This window comes from Dolomitihabitans soli (genome assembly GCF_022213955.1).
Classification (GTDB): Bacteria; Actinomycetota; Actinomycetes; order Streptosporangiales; family Streptosporangiaceae; genus Streptosporangium_A; species Streptosporangium_A soli.
In genome coordinates, this window is sequence record NZ_JAKNTW010000030.1 from 53,106 (window position 1) to 72,852 (window position 19,747).

Consider the following 19,747-nt stretch of genomic DNA (forward strand, 5'->3'; position numbering starts at 1 on the left):
TGCATGGACATCCTCATCGTCGGCGCGGGGCTCTTCGGACTGACGGTCGCCGAGAGATGCGCGTCGGAACTCGGCCTGCGGGTCGCGCTGATCGATCGCCGCTCGCATATCGGCGGTAACGCCTACAGCGAAGTCGATGACGAGACCGGCATCGAGGTCCATCGTTACGGCTCGCATATCTTCCACACCTCCAACGAGCGAGTGTGGCGGTACGCGAGCAAATTCACGGACTTCACCGACTATCGGCACCAGGTTTTCACCGTCCACCGGGGCAGGGTCTACTCGCTGCCGATCAACCTGGGCACCATCTGCAGCTATTTCGGCAGGGTGCTCACACCGCACGAAGCCCGTGCCCTGCTCAGCACGCAGAGGGACGAAGAACTCGACATCGGCACGCTGGAGGGCAAGGCCATCTCCACGATCGGCAGGCCACTGTACGAGGCGTTCATCCGCGACTACACGGTCAAGCAGTGGCAGACGGACCCTCGCGAGCTGCCCGGCGAGACCATCGGACGGCTCCCCGTTCGCTTCACCTTCGACAACAGGTATTTCTCGGATACGTACGAAGGGCTCCCCGCCAACGGTTACTCGACGTGGCTGGAAAGCATGTGCGATCACCGCAATATCGACGTCCGGCTGAACGTGGATTTCTTCGAGATGAGGAGCGAGATCGCCGATCACGTTCCCGTCGTCTACACAGGTCCCATAGACCGGTACTTCGGCTTCTCGGAGGGCCGGCTCGGCTGGCGCACCCTCGACCTCGAGACCGAGGTGGTACCGGTCGGAGACCACCAGGGCACATCGGTGCTCAACTACGCCGACCTGGACAGGGCCTACACCCGGATACACGAGTTCCGGCATCTCCATCCGGAGCGCGACCACTATCCGGCCGACAAGACCGTGATCATGCGGGAGTTCAGCCGCTTCGCGGGTCCGCAGGACGAGCCGTACTACCCGATCAACTCGCCTGCGGACCGTAAGGCGCTGCGCCGTTACCGAGAGCTGGCCCGCAAGGAGCCGGGCGTCTTCTTCGGCGGCCGGCTGGGCTCCTACCAGTATCTGGACATGCACATGGCCATCGCGTCGGCACTGCACCTGTTCGAAACGCGGTTGCTTCCGCACCTCACCGGCCCGCGATCCTGACCGCCGGCCATCGACCATCACCAGCCGAAAACGCGCGGTCACGCGCACCGGAAAGGGGAGCCTTCACCTCATGAGCAATCCCGCCGCCGCCGGCCTGCCGAAAGTCTCCGTTCTCATGCCGACGTATCAGCAGGAAGCCTTCATTCCCCGAGCCATCGAAAGCCTGCGCGCCCAGACCTACCGCGACTGGGAACTCGTCATCGTCAATGACGGCTCCCACGACCGTACCCACGAACTCCTGCACGACCTCCTGGAAGAGGTCTGGGACGACCGGGTGACCTATCTGCGCAACGAGCGGAATCTCGGCCTCGGGGCGGCGCTGAACCTCGCGACGCGCCACGCCACCGGCACGTACATCTCCTATCTGCCGTCCGATGACATCTACCATGCCGATCATCTTGAGAGGCTGGTCGCGGTGCTCGAAGAGAGTCCCCGCGTCTACATCGCCTACGGAGGCGTGCACATCGCCTTCAACCGAGGTCTCGTGGCCTCCCGCATGGGCGCGGCCACCCTTCGCGGCGACGATGTCATCGGCCACGAGATCGAGACCCTCAACGCCCCGGCTCCGGTGAGCTGGCTGGACACGCTCAAGAGCGGCAATACCCTGGCGATGGTCCAGGTGATGCACCGCAGGGATTCCGAGGAGCAGTCCCCGTGGACCACGCGCGACGAATACGTCTCCGACGCCATCGAGGCGGACCAATGGCGGCGGCTCATCCGCCTTGGAGCGACCTTCCGGTACGCCGGAAAGACCACCTGCCAGTGGGTGCAGCATCCCCTGCAGCATCACCGCATCATCGGCGGCACACCCGGCAGATACGGGTGGCCGGTAGGCGGCCTGCCACGCTACCGCTCGTTCTACGGTGTCCCTGCCGGGCAATACCTGGACTGGCGCCCCTGGTGCGGACGGCCCGTCCATGAGAAGCGACGGTCCGACGTCGGCTACTCGCCGCCGCCCGGTCACGCGAAGACCGCCGGCACGGGTCTGCGCATCCTGGTCGTGGGCGATCTGGGCTTCAATCCCGAGCGCCTGCTCGTGCTGGAGCAGGCCGGTCACGAACTGGCCGGACTATGGCATCCCGATCCGGACCTGTGGATGGCCACCGGGCCTTTTCCCTGGGGACACATCCGCGATATTCCGGCGACCGGCGACTGGCGTCGCGCGGCGGCGGACTTCAGGCCCGATGTCATCTACGCCGGGCTCAACTGGTCGTCGATTCCGCTGGCCGAGCAGGTCATGGACGCCGGACTCGACGCTCCTTTCGTCTGGCATTTCAAGGAGAGTCCCGGGCACGCCATCGAACATGCCCTGTGGCCCGGACTCGTCCGTCTCATGTCCCGCAGCGATGGCCGGATCTTCATCAACGACGAGTGCCGGACCTGGTTCGAGCTGGCCCTGCGCGGAATTCCTCAGTTCAGCGGCGAGGACCTCATCATGGACGGCGACATGCCGCCCCGCGACTGGTTCCACGGAGAATTCCGGCCCAAGCTCTCCGAGCGGACCGGCGAAGCGCACACCGTGTGCGCCGGCATGTGGCGAAAGGACGTCGACGAATGGAAGGAGCTCGCCGAAGCCGGAATCCACGTCCACATCTATGGTCAGGCCTATCACGAACTGGCCGGGGAATCGATCCCGAAGGGAGTGGCGGGCGGTTACGTTCACCTGCACCCGGCCGTCGAGCCTCAGCAGTGGGTGTCCGAGCTGTCTCAGTACGATGCCGGCTGGCTGCACGTCTTCGACAGCGTGAACCACGGCGAACTGAGAGGCGCCAGCTGGCCCGACCTCAATTATCCCGGACGGCTGAGCAGCTACGCCGCGGCCGGTCTGCCGTGGATCCTGGCCGACTCGCACAACGGATCGACGTCGGCCATTCGCAATCTCGCCCGCAGGTATGCCGTTGACGTCCCGTTCAGCGGCATTCCACATCTCGGTGCGCAGCTTCACGACTCAGCGCTGATCCAGGAGCGGACGGCGAACATGCGCAGGCACCGCGATGACTTCACCTTCGACGCTCACGTCCCCCGGCTCGGCGACTACTTCCGGCGCGTCATCGCATCCCGGCGACGCCGAGCCGACTGATCCGAGCGGACCACCGCGCCACCTGAGCAGCCGTTTTTCACGTTGCCCTACACGGAGGATCAGAGATGAACAGGTGGATCGAGCTGGAAGGCGCCGTCAACGTCCGGGATCTGGGAGGGCTGGCCACTCTCGACGGCGGGGAGACGAAGTTCGGCCGGATCATCAGATCCGACAACCTCCAGGAACTCACGCCCGGGGACGTGGCAAGGGTCGTCGGCGAGCTGAAGCTCAGGCATGTGGTGGACCTGCGCTCAGGACGCGAGGTGACGCTCGAAGGCCCGGGTCCGTTGACGGCCGTGCCCGAAATGACCATTCATCACCACACGCTGTTCGCCGAAGGCGGGACCCGCACCGACACCGATGCCGTCGACGTCAACCCGGTGCTGCCCTGGCACGAACGCCACGGCGACGCCGACCGGCGTGTCACCGGGTTGTACTACACCTACCTGCGGGAAAGGCCGGACTCCGTGGTGAGCGCCCTGCGCGCGATGGCGTCCGAGGACGGCGGGGCCATCGTGCACTGCGCCGCGGGCAAGGACCGCACCTCGGTGCTGTGCGCGCTCGCGCTCGAAATCGCCGGCGCCGACCGCGCGGCGATCATCGAGGATTACCTCGCGACAGCGGACCGGCTCGAGCGGATTCTGACCCGGCTCCGCAGAAGCGACACCTACCGAGCAGATCTGGACCCCCGGTCGGCGAGCGAGCACCTGCCTCGCGCGCAGTACATCGAGCGCTTCTTCAACGTCCTCGACGCCCGCGACGGCGGCGTCCTGCGCTGGCTCGCACAACACGGCTGGACCGGCTCCGACACGGAGGCGATACGCGCCAAACTCCTGGACTGAGAGGTCTGCCGCGCGTTCACGCGCCGGTGAACCCCCGGCGAGGGCGTCTGGTCTCGCCGGTGGCGCGCTTCGGCCGGCTCGGGCTCGGCTGAGCCGGCCGCCCAGCGTCCCTCATGCCCTTTCCGCGACGACGAACCGGGCGGGAATCGGATAAATGAGCTGCTTGTCGCGAGCGAACTTCGAAAGGGCGGAGATGACCGCCTCGCGCGCCGGACCCAGCCGATCGGCCGAGATCTTCTCCAGCCTTTCTCGCGCGCCGTGCGACCACATCCAGCGCCAGTAATGGGCGGGATCGTCGAAACGGGCCTGATACGTTTCGTCGACGACTCGCACACCGGTGAAGCCGTTGTTCGCCAGCACCTCTTCGACGCCGTCTCGGGTGCCCAAAGGATCCCGCGGCCGTTTCGGTGCGGGGCGTGCCTCGTTTTCGTACGGGAGGAGCGCGTCGTTGACGATGCGCGGAATCTCCGTGTCCTCCCGCCGATCACTGAGCCGGACGGTCATCACCAGACGACCACCGGGCCGGAGCAGCCGGGAGTACTTCGCGACCGCCACGACCGGATCGGACAGGAAGAATATGACGAACCCCGCAATGATCGCATCGAACGAGTCGTCTGAATAGTTGGGGGACTCGGCATCGCCGATTTCCGCGCGGGCATGCCGGAGACCGCCCTCGGCGATCTTTGCGTTGACTTTGTCGATCATGGCAGGGGCGAGATCGATGCCCACCACCGATCCGTCCGCTCCGACCGCCGCGGCGGCGGGAACAAGACTCGCGCCCCGCCCGCAGCCCACGTCGAGAACCGATTCGCCTGGCGCAAGTGCCGCGAGTTCGACCAGCCGAAGGCCCGCGGGCCCGAAGAAGTCCACGCCGACCTGGTCATAAACGGCCGCCGCGCGGTTGAACACAGCGGCTATGGATGATTTCCCCGTCGACTCTTCTGCCGCCAAGACACGTCCTCCGGAATGTCAACGTGCGAACTGATTTGATCATGGACAATACCGCTCGGCGGGCCCGTCTCCGGGCTTCCGTCCTCACTCCGCCAGGCCGGCCGCGAGCCGCCTTCTGTCGATTTTGCCGTTGACGTTGAGCGGCAGGTCGTCCAGGTGAACGAAGCGCGACGGCGCCATGTAGGCGGGCAACGACTCCTTGACGAGCACCGTCAGCTCCGCACCGCTCACCGGCCCGCCCGTGTACGCGGCCACCAGGTCGATTTCTCCGTCGTCCGAGGTCAGCGGGGTGACCACGGCGTCCACCACGCCCGGGTGCCGGCGCAGCACCGTCTCGATCTCCCCCAGCTCGATCCGGTAGCCGCGGATCTTCACCTGGTCGTCGAGCCGGCCCAGGAGCAGCAGCGACCCGCCGGACCGCGTGACCACGTCGCCGGTCCGATACCAGTGCCGGTCGGTGAGGGCGTCTCCCGCCTGGAACCACACCGCCCGCCCGCCGTCGAACGCCACGAACCGGCCCTTGTTCTGCTCCGCGTTCAGGTAGCCGGGGAAACGCTGGACGCCTCGCACGCACAACTCGCCCTCGGTGGCCGGGCGCCCCTCCTGATCGAGGACGACCTGTTCGAGCCAAGGGTGTACGGCCCCGATGGGCACCGCCCCATTTCTGGTCCGTGGCCAGTCGGCGGGGTCGGCGGGCAGGCTGTAGCGGGCGCACGTGATGGTTGCCTCCGTGGGCCCGTAGAGGTTGTGAACGACACTCGCGGGGGCGGCCCGCCGCCACTCGGCGGCCTGGTCGAGGGTGAGCTGCTCGCCGCCGAAAATGCTGTGCCGCAGTGTGGGCATCTGTTCCGGTGCCAGCGTGTTCAGGCGGCGAGCCAGCGACACGATCGACGGGACGGAGAACCAGTGGGTCAGCTCCCGCGTACGCACGTAGCCGCTCGGCGCCAGCAGGTCCAGCTTGGTGGGGACGACCAGCGCCGCACCCGATCCCCAGGCGACGAACATGTCGAAGACCGACAGATCGAAGGTCAGGTCGAACGTCTGGGAGAAGCGACAGCCCGGACCGGCCTCGAAGTAGTCGATGTTCGCCGCGAGATAGGTGTCCAGGCTGCGGTGGAGAATGGGCACGCCCTTGGGCACGCCCGTGGAACCCGAGGTGAACAGCACGTAGGCGAGGTCGTCAGCACCGCCGTGCCGGCCGAGCCCGGCGGCCCCGGGCAGGCGGCTCAGGCGCTCCGGGCTCACGGTCACCGTGGTGGCGGATGCCCCGACGTCCGTGGCGTCCTCACGGAGCAGCAGATCCACGCCGGCCCCCGCGCACATGAGCCGGTTGCGGGCCGCCGGGACGGAGGGATTGAGCGGCACCACGGCGGCGCCCAGGCGCAGCGCGGCGAGGTAACCCGTGTAGGCGACCAGGCTGCGGGCGGCCAGCAGGCCGACGGCCCGAGGCGGTCCCCCGTGGTGTTCGAGCAGGTGGCCGGCGAGCCGGTCGGCCAGGGCACGCAGCTCGCGGTAGGTCAGGCGGTGCGGGCCGACGTCGAGGGCGAGCCCGTCCGGGTTGCGCTCCGCACCGGCCACGAACCATTCGTACAACGTCACAAGGTGCTCCCCCATGAACCCTGGGCCGGCTGATCGAAGTGGCGGACCGTCACCGTGCAGACCGTGGCGGTTGAGTACGTTTGACCGCGACACATATCCGGATTTTTCCCCGTAATTATGTGTAAATAAGCTCATTGTCGTGACGAAGGATGCCCAGAAAGAGTTGCTGAAGCGCAGGCCCCGGTTCGAGTCCGAGCTCTTGGTTCAGCCTGGAACGGGCACGATCGTAAATGCCAAGGGCTTCCGCGCTGCCTCCGGCGGCATACAGGCATCGGATCAGCAGGGCGTAGGACCGCTCTCTCAAAGGGTGCTCGGCCACCAGTTTGCGTGCCATGGGGACGAGCTTCTTGGCCGGCAGATACGTGAGCTGAGTTTCCAGCAGAAGTTCCTCGGCATCTCCCTTCAGCTCGGTGAGGACCTGAAGCTGATCCTGAAGATAAAGGGACCCGCTGACGTTCATGCCCGCGGAAGGACCGCTCCAGAGCGCGAGCGCGGACTCCAGCAGCGCGGTGGCGGATTGAAGCCTCCCGTCGTCGACCGCCTTCCTGGCTTCGGCGCCCAGTTTGAGGAACCTGGCCACGTCCAACTGCTCGGGCTCGACGAGCAACTGGTAGGAGCCGCTCTCCCCGCTGCCGCGAATCGTCCGGAGGTGGCGGGCCTGGTCGGGGGCCGTACGGCCGAGACATGAGCGCAGTCGCGCGGCGTACTGGCGAAGATTGGCCTCGGCGGAAGCGGGCGGGTCGTTCCACAGCATCATCATCAGCTTGCCGCGGGATATCGGCTCTCCTTGCTGAAGCAGCAATGCCGCCAGAAGCGCCCGGACGCTGGGAGAGGATATTTCCGTGGGACTCGTCCGCCCGATGCGCAGAGGCCCCAGAAGGCAGAATGTCGTCAACTATATTCCCCTTTTCTGCGTGCAAGAGAGGCGAAATATATGATTGTCTTCCAGTACTCCGAATGGAAGTCGGCCGACCAGGCGCACGCCCATCGCATAACGACGGCGGAGGGATGTGAGCGACAGAGGATTTTGGCAGAAACAACCATGATGTCGATTTTCTTCCCAACAGAGCGATTTTGACCGATATTCTCCCTTTTGTCAACAGCTCGCGTTGACTCATCGAATATGCCCCGCGTAGGTTAGTGCGTGTTTGGGTAGATCGTTTTCCGAGAAGATCGTTAATGTTCGGCGTGGTGACGTGAACGACGGGTGTCGACAGCGCCAGGGGGACCGGATACCGCGGGTGCCGGATATTCATCCGTGCAGGTCATGGAGGCGCCTTGGCGGCGTGCGACTTCTTCGAGCTTCGCACTCCCACCGGCGCCCGCCTGCACGTTCTGGCGGTCACCGAGCACGCCACCCGCCGTATCCTCGGCGGGGGAAATCAAGTCGAAACGTCCTGCACTGATCCTCCCCGAGATGGCGATGGGAGCTCATCGGTTACCGGGTGCGGACGATGGGTGCGTCCAGGGCGTGCCGTGGTCGAGGTTGTGGTCCAGGATGACGGCCGCGTTGATCAGAGCCAGGTGGCTGAACGCTTGAGGGAAGTTGCCCAATTGCTCGCCGGTGAGCCCGATCTCCTCGGCGTACAGGCCGAGAGGGCTGGCGTAGGTGAGCATCTTCTCGAACGTGAGCCGGGCCTCGTCGAGCCGGCCGGAGCGGGCCAGCGCTTCGGCGTACCAGAACGTGCACAGAGTGAAGGTGCCCTCGTCGCCGCGTAGCCCGTCGGGCGAGGCGGCGGGGTCGTAGCGGTAGACGAGGCTGTCGGAGACCAGGTCCCGGTCCATGGCCCGCAGCGTGGTCAGCCACATGGTGTCCTGCGGGGAGATGAAGCCGACTGTCGGCATGAGCAGCAGGGAGGCGTCCAGAACATCGCTGCCGTAGTGCTGGACGAAGGCCTGCCGCTCGGGGTTCCAGCCGTTCTCCATGATCTGGCGGTAGACACGGTCGCGTTCGGTCAGCAGCCGCCCGTGGTCGGTGGGCCGGCCGCTGTGCTGGGCCAGGCGGATGGCGCGGTCGAAGGCGACCCAGGACATGAGACGTCCGTAGGTGAAGTCCTTGCGCCCGCCCCGCGTCTCCCAGATGCCCTCCTCCGGCTGGTCCCAGTTGTCGCACAGCCAGCCCAGCATCCGCATGAGAGCGTCCCAGCCTGCGTGCATGGTCTGGAACCCGGACGTGTCGGCGAGATGGACGGCGTGCATGAGCTCGCCGTAGACGTCGAGTTGAAGCTGGTCGGCGGCGCCGTTGCCGACCCGGACGGGACGGGAGCCGCGATAACCCTCGAAATGGTCGAGCGTCTCCTCGTCCAGGTCGGACGAGCCGTCCACCCGATACATGATCTTCAAGGGCCCGGAGCTGTCACCGGCGTGCTCGGCGACGCGGTCACGCAGCCAGCCCGCGAAGGCGGCGGCCTCCTCGACATATCCGAGGCCGAGCAGGGCGTGGATGCTGAAGGAGGCGTCGCGGACCCAGGTGTAGCGGTAGTCCCAGTTGCGCTCGCCACCGACCTGCTCGGGGAGCCCGGTGGTGGGGGCGGCGACCATGGCGCCGGTCGGCGCGTACGTCATGAGCTTGAGCGCCATCGCCGAGCGGGAGACCGCCTCGCGCCAGCGGCCTCGGTAGCTGGAGCGGCCGGTCCAGTCGCGCCAGAAGCCGGTGGTCTGCCGGTACGCGTCCAGGAACTCGTGCAGGGGGACGCGCCGGGGGGCGATGTCCGCGGACTCCAGGACGACTCCGCTCGTCTCGCCGGCCCGCAGGCGCATGGCCAGCCGCACGCCCGTGCCTGCGCGTTCGGCGGGCCCGCACCCCTCGGCCAGGTGCAGCGTCAGGCTCAATGTGCCGTCGGTGAAGACGGCGCCCTCCGGTGCGAGGTGCACGTCGTGGTCGCGGCGGCCGTAGTCGAAGCGCGGCTGCAGGTCCATGACGAATCCCAGCTCGCCGCGGACGACGCGCACGACCCTGATCAGGCGGTGGTGGCGGGTGTCGCGCCCGGCCACCGGCATGAAGTCCAGCAGTTCGCCGACGCCTGAATCGGTCATGAAGCGGGTGATGAGGATGGCGGTGTCCGGCTGGTAGAGCTGCCTGCTGACGTATTGGCCGGTGTCCGGGGCGATCCGGAAGTGGCCACCGCGGTCGTGGTCGAGGAGCGAGGCGAACACGCTCGGGGAGTCGAAGCGGGGACAGCAGAACCAGTCGATCGTCCCGTCCGAGGTCACCAGGGCGGCCGTCTGCAGGTCGCCGATCAGGCCGTGGTCGCTGATGGCGGGATAGCGGGCCCGGGCCCTCACCGCATGCCCGTGCACAGGAGCCGGTCGCCCAGGGTTCGCCGCAGCCCTCTCACCGTCATCGCTCCTCCAGCCGCTGTGTCGTCCATCGCTTGCCGACATCCCCGGATGAGCGTGAAGTCATCATCAACTGTTGGCGCGTTTCTGACATTGCTCGCGACACGCTGCGGGCATGCCGCAAGCAAGCCGTCTGCCTGGAGAATGCCGCGTTGTTCACAGATCGGGGCGCAGCCGCCTCATGGGGGAACGCGTTCCCCTGATGTCGCCACCGGCGATCACGCCGCTGCCCAGCCTTTCAGGCAGCCTGGAACGGGCACCGCGGGAAGCGGATGCGGTGCGTCAGCGGTCAGCAAGGACGGGTGAACCCTCACGAGGGAGCACCCACCCGGCCGGCCTGGATCGTGCTCCCCCGCGTGCTCTCGACCACGATCGGCACCCAGTCCGGAATCCGGCCGCGGAGTGCGCTGAGCAGGCCGGGGATCGGCGGCAGATCACCCGGCGTCCGCACGCGGATACGAAGCTCCCGGGAGACGACGTCGACGCCGGCGACCGACGAGTTCGGCACGGTGGAAATCCAGTCGGCGGCCACCGCCCTGGCCTGCGCGCTCCAGGACGTCAGCAGCCAGCTGACAACGGTGTTGGCGGACAACGGGACGACCACCAGGACCAGCAGCAGACACAGCGTGAGACGGGTACGGCGGCGGCTCCGGCCAGCAAGGGCGACGGCATCGGCGGCGTAACCCGCCGCGGAGAACACCGCGATTCCGCCGAGCACGAGAGCCAGCAAATTGGACAGAAAGAGCACCAGCGCGCCGAGCGCCAGCCAGCCCGCGCCCCGGCCGAGGCACACGCCGACGACGGCCAGCGGCGGGACCAGGGAGATGGCGATCGCCACACCCGGCAGCACGGCCGCGACGTCACGGCGGGCATGGGCCACGGCACCGGCCAGACCGGTGGCGAGCGCGGCCACCAGGTCCATGAGCTTCGGCGAGGTCCGTCCCGCGATCTGGTTGTTGGCGAGCAACTCGTAGGAGGCGGGAAGCACCGCCGAGAACGCCACCCCTATGACGATCACCAGCAGGCTGCCCAGGAGAGCGAACCCGATCGCGCCCTGGCCGCGGTGCCGCACCGTCGCCAGAGCGATACCCATGATCGGCGTGGCCAGCGGCGCGATGATCATCGCGCCGATCACGGTGGCCGTCGAGTCGAGGAGCACTCCGGCTGAGGCGATCACCGCCGACAGTGTGAGCATCGTCCAGAAAGCCGACCGTTTCGAGCGAAGGTCCCCCGAGCACAGGTCAAGGCTCTCGACCAGTTCCTCCAGCGGGCGGCGCTGCGTCTCGGGCAGTACACGCTCTCGAAGTCCGCTCGTCATGCCACCGAGTATCCGAGCAGGTCACACCGGCCGAACGCAACGACACGGACGCCTGCGCATCATGCGTTATCGTCGTTGTCCGCCCCTGCGGCTCATCAGCGCACCGATCAGCATCCCGATGGCGACGCACGCCACCAGAGTGATCCACAACGGGGCAGTCACCACGATCATGAACAACTGGATGGCCGCCTCCTGCCGATTCTGCAAGATGAACACGATCGCCAGCACCAGAAGAACGAGCGCCAGCCACACCCGTGGCGGCACCGCCCCAAGCCTGTTCCGCGGCCCCTGCTCTGTCATCATGTCCCCCCGGAATGCACATGCAGCGCCATCAAACCCAGCCGTCCCCGGGAAACCGCAGGTGATGTGGACAACGCTGCGCCATCCCGGTGCCGTGTCAAGGCGACCGCGAAAGCCTCCCACCCTTCGCTCGGAAGGGGGGAAGGGGTGGAGATGTAGGTCAGCGGCGGCGCGCTGCCGGGGCAAGGCCTTTCTGCCAGCGGGCCAGCGAGGCGACCGAGCTGTGCCCGGAGTAGGCGAGCAGGGTGAAGGTGTTCTCCCCAGCACGCCACTTCTGGTGAAACACATTCTGGTGAAACACCGCAGGTGAGGTGCGGAACCAGTAGCACCCCGCCCCGCCAGCCGTGCCCTCCATCCGGGCCGCAGCGACCGGACGCAATGTAGCCGCCGCGAGCTCGGGGTGGGGCTCGTAGGCGATCCGGGCCTGGGCTGTTTGCCTTGGTTGAGCGCTCTAGCGTGCCTGCTCATGCCGACGCGGCGGAGTCCGAGGACTGGTGGGTGGAGCTGGCCGGTCGGTACAGCAGGACCCGGCTGCGGTGGTCGCGCCGGGTCTGCCCGGTGCCGGCCGCTTTCCGTCTCAGTTATCCGCCACGTGATCAGATCGCTGGGCAGGAGTGTCGGTCGGCGCTGCGGTGGGCGAGGGCGAGGCGAGTCTGCTGGCGACGGCCGCCAGGATCGCGGCCGCCGCTGCCGCGGCCGCGGCAGCGGTGAGGGCGGTGGCGCCGGTGTCATGGGGGCCGGTGAGATGGCCGGCGACGGCGGTGCCCAGGCCGTAGCCGGCCCACATGAAAGTGTTGAGCCAGGCGAAGACCTCGGTGCGGTAGCGAGCAGGGGTGTGGTCGGCGAGCAGGGCGGGCACTGCAGCGTCACGGGGGCCGGTCACCAGGCCGACAAAAGTGATCAGTATGGCAAGCGTCACGAAGCCGGGTGCCCAGACTCCGCCGAGCAGGACGGCCGCTTCGGCGAGCGAGAGCAGGACGAGCAGGCGTCCGCCGCTGAGGGGCCAGGCTCGCGCGCCGTACCCGAGGGTGCCCAGGAGGGCGCCGGCCGACAGGAGGCCCATCAGCAGACCGGCGGAGGCGGCCGAGCCGAAGGCGGTGGCCGAGGCGACGGTGGCGATGCGCAGGCAGCCGAAGGTGAACGTGCCGAAGGCGGTGATGGTCAGCAGGAGGAGGGTGTATCGGTGGGTGAGCGGCCCGGCCAGGCGCAACCTGCCAGGCGGGGCCGGCGGGGTGAGCGGGGCCTTCCGTACTGCGGGGGAGGCCAGCAGCAGGGCGGTGCCGGCCAGGACCGTGGCGCCCGCGGCGCTCACCACGCTCTGGGCGGAGACGACCCAGATCAGGACCGGCACGAGCAGAGGGCCGGCGATGAACATCAGTTCGTTGATGGCGTTGTCGGCGGCGTAGGCGGCGGGCAGGGAGGCGGAGGGGACGAGGCGTGGCCAGGCGCTTCTGATGACAGATCCGACGGGCGGGGTGGTGGCGCCGAGGAGCACCGCGGCGCCGATCATCAGGGCGGGCGGGGCGAGCAGGAGCAGGGTGTAGGCGAGAACGTGGGCGGCCAGGTAACCGGTTAGGGCCGGGCGCGGGCCGTACCGGTCGGCGATGCGTCCGCCGAGCGGCGCGCACAGGGCCAAGGCCAGCGCGTGGCCGGTGAGCACGAGTCCGGCGGTGGCGTAGGAGCCGAGCCGGTCGACGGCGACCAGCAGCAGGGCGAGGCTGAGCACGGGTGTGCCCAGCTTGACGAGTAGGGCGACGGCGAGCAGGTGGGGGACGCCGGAGTGGGTGAGCAGACGGCGATAGGGCGCGAACATGGCGACTCCGTTACTATCTAACTGGATTACGCCTATGACACGCAGAAGGAGTGTTACTAGTCAAGTGGAGATAGCCTGTAACGTCACTCGGCAGGCCCCGTTGATCGCCGAGCTGGTCAACCTGGCCACGGCACGTCAGCGGGGCGGCGCCTCGGTGCAGCCATTGACGGGCGAGGACCTGGCGGCAACGATCGCCGCCCAGCTCGGTGACCGCACCGGCGCCGCCCTGCGCGCCGTCCCGGATGCGGGCCGGCGCCTGACCGACCTGGCTACCGAGCTTCGGCAGGCGCTGCTGGCCGAGCACCCAGCCGACCAGGCCGAGCGCATCAACGCCATGATCGGCAGGTACGGTGCGCAGCCTTACCTGGTCGAGGACGTCGGCCAGCCGTTTCACCTGCACTTCCACGGCTCGGGGGGCACCCAGGTGGAAGCGCTGGGCGGCGAGTTCGCCACCGCGCTGGCCCTCATCGTGGACGGCTACGGCCCCGACCGCTTCGGGCAGTGCGAGGCGCACCAGTGCGAGGCCGTCTACATCGACCTGACCCGCAACGCCTCACGCCGCTACTGCAGCGCGGCCTGCACGGCGCGCGCCAAGACCGCTGCCTACCGCAGCCGCCGTCACACCTGATCACGCCATCGTGGAGGTGACCACGTGGTCAAGGTGCGCCGGGTGCGCCCGAAGGCCCGTCGTGATCTTTGCTCGGCTGCCGAGGTCACGTACTGGTACCGGGGCGAGCCGTCCGCCGCCCTGCCCGGGAGCCGCGCAGGGCTGTCCAGGCGATCAAAGCAGCGGCGGCCAGTAGCCCGGCAGGTCAGGAACGCCGCGTTGTCATCATCGACGCCCTACACCACGACGCGAAGCGGCCCATGGCCGCCGAGTAGACCCGTATCCGGAATACGACTGCTCGACCATGCCAAAACGCTTACCCGACGATATCGAAAGCCTGGGTCGACACCGGCTTCAAAAACACCACGATCGAGCACGGCGCCAAGCTCGGTATCGACGTCGAAGTCGTCTCCAGAAACACCCAGACTCGCGGCTTTCAGGTCGTCAAACGCCGCTGGGTCGTCGAGCGAACTCTGGGCTGGCTCATGTTATACCGCCGCCTGGCCCGCGACTATGAAACCCTCCCCGCCAGTTCCCAAGCGACGATCCACATTGCCTCGATCAACAACTCACCAAGCGCATATCGGACGAGACAACCCCCACCTGGCAAGGCACTACTAGAACACAAGGTGCAATCTACTGAAATCAAATTCCCCCTGAAGCAGCCCGCGCAGGACTTTACCGGCTCAGTCATGTGCTGCCGGTGTTAGGGAAACATTCCAGAAGTCGGCGTAACGGCCGCCGCGGCGGAGCAGCTCGTCGTGGCGGCCTTCTTCCACGATCCGGCCGCCGTCGAGAAAGGCGATGCGATCGGCGCGTTGGACGGTCCGCATCCGATGCGCGACCATCACGACCGTCCGGCCGGCCATCAGGCGTTCGATGCCCTCGTGGACGGCTGCCTCGTTCACCGGGTCCAGCGCGGAGGTCACCTCGTCCAGCAGCACGATGGGCGCGTTCTTCAGCAGCGCTCGGGCGATCGAGACCCGCTGGCGTTCACCGCCGGACAGCAGCGCGCCGCCCTCGCCGACATGTGCCGCCCAGCCGCCGGGCAGTCGCTCGATCACCTCGTTCAGCCGCGCCGCGGTCGCCACCGCTCGCACCTCGGCTTCGGAAGCGTCGGGACGGCCGAGCCGTACGTTCTCCTCGATCGTGCCGTCGAAGAGGTAGACGTCCTGGAAGACGATGGCGATCTGCGCCATCAGCTCCTCGGTGTCGATGGCGCGCACGTCCACGCCGCCTACGCGCACCGCGCCCGCGTCCACGTCGTGGAACCGCGCGAGCAACTGCAGCAGTGTGCTTTTGCCCGCGCCTGAGGGGCCGACCACGGCGAGCCGCTGTCCCTCGGGCACGGACAACGACAAGTCGTCGAACACCGTGCGGTCGCCATGCCGGAAGGCGACGGACTCCAACTCCAAGCCATGGCCCACCGGCTGGATCGGTTCCGGTGCTTCCGGCAGCGGCTCGGTGCGCAGGACCGCGTCGAGTCTGGCCAGTCCGGAGCGCGCGGCGCGGAGTTTGCCGCCGATGTCGGCCAGCGACAGGACCGGATCGGCGCAGCGGGCGGCCAGCACCAGGATCGTCAGCACCTCCGCAACACCGATGCTCCCGCCGAGCGCGAGGTAGGCGCCCAGAACCAGCAACACGGTGAACATCGCCTGCACCACGAGCGTCAGGCCGATCATGCCGGGCAACACCGACAACACGGTACGGCGGGACGCGCGCTGGAGTTCCCGCAGCGAGTCGTCGAGCAACGTGAAGCGCTGGACGCTCCGGCCGCCGGCGCGCAGCACCGGCTGGGCCTGGAGGTATTCGATGACCCGCCCGGTGGCCTCGGTGTCACGTTCGTGGCGGCCGGCATCGCCTGCGGCCATCGAGCGGCCGGTCCAGATCTGGATCGCCGCCACGAGCGGCACGGCGACCAGCGCGGCCAGCCCCAGCTGCCAATTGAAGGCGAGCATCACGCCAACGATCGTCACAGGGGTGACGAAGGCGGAGATGTAGGGCGCCAGCAGATGCGCGATCACGCCCATCGTCTCCAGCACGCCCTGGCTGGCCAGGACGGACACCTCCCCGACTCGGCCGGTGCTGTACCAGCCGAGGGGCAGCCGGGCCAGATGATCGCCGAGGCGGTGATACATGCCACGCAACAACGTGGTTCCGGCGCGGAAGCCGAACAGATCGCTGACATAGCGCAGCACCGCGTAGATCGCGACCGCGCCGCCGAACGCGATCAGCCAGGGCAGCGCGTCTGCGGGGTCGCCGCCGAACAGGGTCCGCAGCACGGGAACCAGCAGGGCGTAGGACAAACCCTCGACGATCGCGGTCATCGTCATCAAAGCCACGGTGCGACGCACCGGCCGGGCGTAATCATGGCCCAGGACGCGCAGCAGCATGCGAATCATCGGTACTCCTTGGATTGCCAGAAGGCGGCGAACTTTCCGTTTTCTGCTAGGAGGTCGGAGGGCCTGCCCTGCTCGACGATCAACCCGTTGTCCAGCATCACGACGGTGTCGGCGTCGGCGACCGTCTCCAGGCGGTGGGCGATGACCAGGATCGTGCGATCGCCCTCCAGCGCCGCCAATGCCTGCCGTACCGCCTGCTCGGTCTGCGGGTCGGCGAATGCGGTCGCCTCGTCCAGCACCAGCACGGGTGTGGCGGCGAGCAGCGCGCGGGCGAGCGCGATCCGCTGCGCCTCGCCACCCGACAGCCCGGCCTCCTGCCCGAGCACCGTGTCGTAGCCGCGTGGCAGTTCAAGAATTCGATCATGGATGCTCGCCATCCGGGCGGCGTGCATCACCTCGTCGAGGTCGGCATGCGGTACGGCAAGCGCGATGTTGTCCGCGACCGATGCGCGCAGCAGGCGCACGTCCTGGAAGACGAAGGAGACCATCCGGTAGAGGTCGGAGCCGGCGAGCTCGCGCAGATCGACGCCGCCCAGGGTGATCGAACCGTGGGTCGGGTCGAAGAAGCGCGGCAGCAACTGGACCAGCGTGGACTTGCCGCTGCCCGAGGGCCCGACGATCGCGGTGACCGTGCCCGGTTCGAGGACCAGGTCGATCCCGCGCAGCACCTCGCGATCGTCTTCGTAGCCGAAGCGGACGTCACGCAGTTCCACCCGGTGACCCTGCGGCGAGAGCGGATGCGCGGGCTCCGGCAGCGGCGCCACGTCGAGGACGTCCCGGATCCGGCCGATCGCGCGCCTGGCGGTCTGCAGGTCGTCGAAGCTGTGGGCGATGAGGGCCGCCACCGGAGCGGTCAGGCCCAGTCCCAGCAGCAGGAAAGGCAGCAGGTCGGCCGGGGGCAGGCCACCGGTCCCGATCAGGGCGGTGCCGCCGATCAGCACGACCAGCAGCACGAACGGCGGTGACAGCACCAGTTGCATACCGGCGGCGATCATTGAGAGGCCGCGCACGAAGCGGTAGTAGATGCCGACGAAATCGTCGGTGGCCGTGCGGAACCTGCGGTGGGCGCGTCCGGAACCGCCGAACGCCTTGACCACCGAGATGCCCTGGACGAACTCGACGACGGAATTGGCGATCTGCCCCATGGCCGCATCGAACTGCTTCTCCTCACGCAGCCGGGTCGGGGTCATCATCAGCGGGACGTGCGCCACGGCCAGCACCACCGGGATCAGCGTGATCAACGTGAGCCGCCAGTCGATGGTGAACAGGTAGATCAGGGAGACGAGTGGCACCACGAACGCGGCGATGAGCTCGCCGGGGGCGTGGGCGATGAACGGGTGCACGGCACTGACGTCCTCGCCCACCACCTTGGCCAGCTCACCGGTCCGGCGCCGGGAGAACCAGCCGATCGGCACGCGTCCCAGCCGCGCGGCCAGGTGCCGGCGAAGGGCCAGTTGCACCCGGCCGTCGAGCAGGTGCCCGATTCCGGATGACGCGGCCGTGAACAGCAGTCGGACGAGCAAGCCGACCGCACCGACGATCACGACGAACCAGACACGATCGTGATCGATCGGGCCAGGCGCCAACAGGCCGCGCCCCAGTTCGACGACCGCCAGCAGCGGCGCCAGACCCGCGACGGCGCCGATCACCTGCAAGATGACAACGGCGGCGAAGCTCCATCGGTAAGGGCGCAGCAGCCCTGCCATGGACTGTCTCGCCGCGTCATCGGCGTCCAGTGAGGGCGGGGACTGCTCCCTCGTCGGCGCAAAGTCGGTCGTGGTCATCGCTCTCCTGTCTTCGTGGCGGGGCCCCCGTCAGCCGACAGGCCATCCGGAGGAACTCGAGGATCTCTATCTGCGCGGCCCTCGCTTGCGGAGCGCAGGCATGCTGACGAAGGGTCGCCCTGACCGCCGTCTCCACGACCTGGAGCCCGCCGTGGAGCTCTCGGTGCAGGTCGGGGCTGGCGAGGTCGCACGCCTTCGCCGGCATCACCGCCAGGAGCCTGCGGCGTCGCAGTGCCGAACGTGCTGCGGTCGTTCCTGCCGCCATCCCGTCTCGGCATGCTTGTCGCTTGGTGAAAGCGACTTTCTCCGGCACGGTCAGCCGTGCATCGCCATGCGGTACAGAGCCGCGAGCGCGTCGTCGATGGGATGGGGCTGCGGCCTGCCCGTGGAGTCGAGCCTGTTCCACCTCTGCATGTTCACCGCGACGGACATCTGCCGCTTGCCGTCGGCGCTGGTCATGGCCAGTGCTCCGGCACCCCAGACGGTGCCGCCATGCCCCCAGAAGGTGCCGCCGCCGGGCATCTCCATCGGGTACAGGCCCAGCCCGTAGTCGATGATCTTGCTCTCCTGGGAGATGACGCGGACGGTGCGCCGCATCTCCGCCAGCGACGACGGGCTGACGATCTCACCGTCGAACAGCAAGCCGAAGAACCGGTTGAGATCCGCGACGGTCGAGATCAGCGAACCCGCCGGCCCCGCAAAGAACATGTCGAAGACGCTGAAGTCGCGCGGCGGCTCGATCATGCCGAACCACGCCTCGTAGATCTGCGACTGCGGCCCGCTGAAGCGCGGTCCATCGGGAAGCTCGGTGTCCCGCAGTCCAGCGCGCTCGATGACGTTCTGGGTGATGTACGTCTCGGCCTTCGTACCGGTTACCTGCTCCAGAAGCTGGCCGAGCACCAGGTAGTTGGTGTTGGAGTACAACCCCGGAGTGCCGCCTGGCGCGCTGGAAGCGGGTGCGGAGACGCCCTTCTCGATCAGCTCGATGGCGTGAAACCGGGTGAGCCGGTGGTCGTCCAGGCTCTGCGGCCTCGTGTGGGCCACGGCCGGGAAGGCCTTGAGGGAGGGGTAGACGTACGGGAGGTATTCGGCGAGGCCGCTGGTGTGGTTGATCAACATCCGGACCGTGATCGCATCGCCGCGTTCTCCGGGAACCAGCTTCGGCAGGTAGCGGCCGATCGGCGCGTCGAGACCAACCTGACCACCTTCGACCAGCTGCATCACCGCGGCGGCGGTGAAGGTCTTGGTGATGCTGCCGACGCGGTGCCGCATGCCGGCGGAGACAGGGCGGCCGGTGGCGACATCGGCGACCCCGGCGGCACCGCGCCAGACCTCGTCGCGGTCACGCACCTCGGCGAACAGGCCGGGCATTCCGGCGCGGTGGACGTTTTCAACGGCGGTGTTCAGCTTTGCGGGGTCCAGCGGGTTCCTCACGACATGCGTCCTTTCGTATTCCCGGGTGAGCCGCACGTCGGCCGCCTGGCCCGGGTAACAGGGCACGAGTGGCACGCCGGCCGACTGCTGCCGGGCCGCTCGTGCACTCATGCTGTCATTATGCACGCGGTGCGT

14 protein-coding genes and 1 pseudogene are annotated in these 19,747 nt (G+C 67.8%); 5 read left to right on the forward strand and 10 right to left on the reverse strand.

What is annotated here, in order from left to right; all coding sequences use genetic code 11:
• The first annotated feature begins 3 nt into the window (after window positions 1-3).
• The 3 genes from glf (at window position 4) to MBA17_RS38835 (ending at window position 4,065) form a co-directional block, all read left to right on the forward strand.
• Window positions 4-1,143, forward strand: coding sequence for a UDP-galactopyranose mutase (glf, locus tag MBA17_RS38825; RefSeq protein ID WP_238502673.1), 1,140 nt, complete (start codon window positions 4-6; stop codon window positions 1,141-1,143).
• A gap of 70 nt (window positions 1,144-1,213) precedes the next feature.
• A complete protein-coding gene (locus MBA17_RS38830) occupies window positions 1,214-3,223 on the forward strand; it encodes a glycosyltransferase family 2 protein (RefSeq protein ID WP_238502674.1) in 2,010 nt (669 codons plus the stop codon).
• 65 nt (window positions 3,224-3,288) lie between these two features.
• A complete protein-coding gene (locus MBA17_RS38835; protein ID WP_238502675.1) occupies window positions 3,289-4,065 on the forward strand; it encodes a tyrosine-protein phosphatase in 777 nt (258 codons plus the stop codon).
• Between the two features lie 111 nt (window positions 4,066-4,176).
• Here the strand turns inward: MBA17_RS38835 and MBA17_RS38840 are convergent, their stop codons facing one another.
• From MBA17_RS38840 to MBA17_RS38870, 7 genes are all read right to left on the reverse strand, one after another.
• Window positions 4,177-5,016, reverse strand: a complete 840-nt coding sequence (locus MBA17_RS38840) for a class I SAM-dependent methyltransferase (protein ID WP_238502676.1) — start codon at window positions 5,014-5,016, stop codon at window positions 4,177-4,179.
• Window positions 5,017-5,100: 84 nt separating this feature from the next.
• Window positions 5,101-6,615, reverse strand: a complete 1,515-nt coding sequence (locus tag MBA17_RS38845; protein ID WP_238502678.1) for an amino acid adenylation domain-containing protein — start codon at window positions 6,613-6,615, stop codon at window positions 5,101-5,103.
• Between the two features lie 115 nt (window positions 6,616-6,730).
• On the reverse strand, window positions 6,731-7,510 hold the full coding sequence (locus tag MBA17_RS38850) for an AfsR/SARP family transcriptional regulator (RefSeq protein ID WP_238502680.1): 780 nt from the start codon (window positions 7,508-7,510) through the stop codon (window positions 6,731-6,733).
• A gap of 536 nt (window positions 7,511-8,046) precedes the next feature.
• Window positions 8,047-9,900: a glycoside hydrolase family 15 protein gene (locus tag MBA17_RS38855; RefSeq protein ID WP_238502682.1), complete on the reverse strand. Its 1,854-nt coding sequence runs from the start codon at window positions 9,898-9,900 to the stop codon at window positions 8,047-8,049.
• A 364-nt stretch (window positions 9,901-10,264) separates the two neighbouring features.
• Window positions 10,265-11,272, reverse strand: a complete 1,008-nt coding sequence (locus MBA17_RS38860) for a TIGR00341 family protein (protein WP_238502684.1) — start codon at window positions 11,270-11,272, stop codon at window positions 10,265-10,267.
• Between the two features lie 66 nt (window positions 11,273-11,338).
• Window positions 11,339-11,536 (reverse strand): lipopolysaccharide assembly protein LapA domain-containing protein, encoded by a 198-nt coding sequence (locus tag MBA17_RS38865; protein WP_455432937.1) that lies wholly within the window; start codon window positions 11,534-11,536, stop codon window positions 11,339-11,341.
• A gap of 613 nt (window positions 11,537-12,149) precedes the next feature.
• Window positions 12,150-13,385 carry an MFS transporter gene (locus MBA17_RS38870; protein ID WP_238502686.1) on the reverse strand — a complete coding sequence of 412 codons (1,236 nt, stop codon included), beginning with the start codon at window positions 13,383-13,385 and terminating at the stop codon, window positions 12,150-12,152.
• Between the two features lie 64 nt (window positions 13,386-13,449).
• Between MBA17_RS38870 and MBA17_RS50725 the strand changes: the two genes are divergently transcribed.
• Both MBA17_RS50725 and MBA17_RS38880 read left to right on the forward strand, forming a co-directional pair.
• Window positions 13,450-14,013: a CGNR zinc finger domain-containing protein gene (locus tag MBA17_RS50725; RefSeq protein WP_238502687.1), complete on the forward strand. Its 564-nt coding sequence runs from the start codon at window positions 13,450-13,452 to the stop codon at window positions 14,011-14,013.
• Between the two features lie 264 nt (window positions 14,014-14,277).
• Window positions 14,278-14,635: pseudogene (locus MBA17_RS38880) on the forward strand (transposase); the annotation flags it as partial.
• A gap of 43 nt (window positions 14,636-14,678) precedes the next feature.
• On the opposite strand, the gene MBA17_RS38885 reads toward MBA17_RS38880, so the two are convergent.
• The 3 genes from MBA17_RS38885 to MBA17_RS38895 form a co-directional block, all read right to left on the reverse strand.
• A complete protein-coding gene (locus MBA17_RS38885) occupies window positions 14,679-16,394 on the reverse strand; it encodes an ABC transporter ATP-binding protein (RefSeq protein WP_238502688.1) in 1,716 nt (571 codons plus the stop codon).
• Window positions 16,391-18,178 (reverse strand): ABC transporter ATP-binding protein, encoded by a 1,788-nt coding sequence (locus tag MBA17_RS38890; protein ID WP_238502689.1) that lies wholly within the window; start codon window positions 18,176-18,178, stop codon window positions 16,391-16,393. Before MBA17_RS38890 ends, MBA17_RS38885 begins: the two co-directional genes overlap by 4 nt.
• 315 nt (window positions 18,179-18,493) lie before the next feature.
• Window positions 18,494-19,723 carry a serine hydrolase domain-containing protein gene (locus MBA17_RS38895; RefSeq protein ID WP_238502690.1) on the reverse strand — a complete coding sequence of 410 codons (1,230 nt, stop codon included), beginning with the start codon at window positions 19,721-19,723 and terminating at the stop codon, window positions 18,494-18,496.
• Window positions 19,724-19,747 lie beyond the last annotated feature (24 nt).

Coding starts and splice junctions, on each gene's coding strand:
- MBA17_RS38870 (WP_238502686.1), bottom strand. CDS start 13,385: ATGTTCGCGCCCTATCGCCGTCTGCTCACCCACTCCGGCGTCCCCCAC.
- MBA17_RS38885 (WP_238502688.1), bottom strand. CDS start 16,394: ATGATTCGCATGCTGCTGCGCGTCCTGGGCCATGATTACGCCCGGCCG.
- glf (WP_238502673.1), top strand. CDS start 4: ATGGACATCCTCATCGTCGGCGCGGGGCTCTTCGGACTGACGGTCGCC.
- MBA17_RS38835 (WP_238502675.1), top strand. CDS start 3,289: ATGAACAGGTGGATCGAGCTGGAAGGCGCCGTCAACGTCCGGGATCTG.
- MBA17_RS38830 (WP_238502674.1), top strand. CDS start 1,214: ATGAGCAATCCCGCCGCCGCCGGCCTGCCGAAAGTCTCCGTTCTCATG.
- MBA17_RS38895 (WP_238502690.1), bottom strand. CDS start 19,723: ATGAGTGCACGAGCGGCCCGGCAGCAGTCGGCCGGCGTGCCACTCGTG.
- MBA17_RS38860 (WP_238502684.1), bottom strand. CDS start 11,272: ATGACGAGCGGACTTCGAGAGCGTGTACTGCCCGAGACGCAGCGCCGC.
- MBA17_RS38890 (WP_238502689.1), bottom strand. CDS start 18,178: ATGACCACGACCGACTTTGCGCCGACGAGGGAGCAGTCCCCGCCCTCA.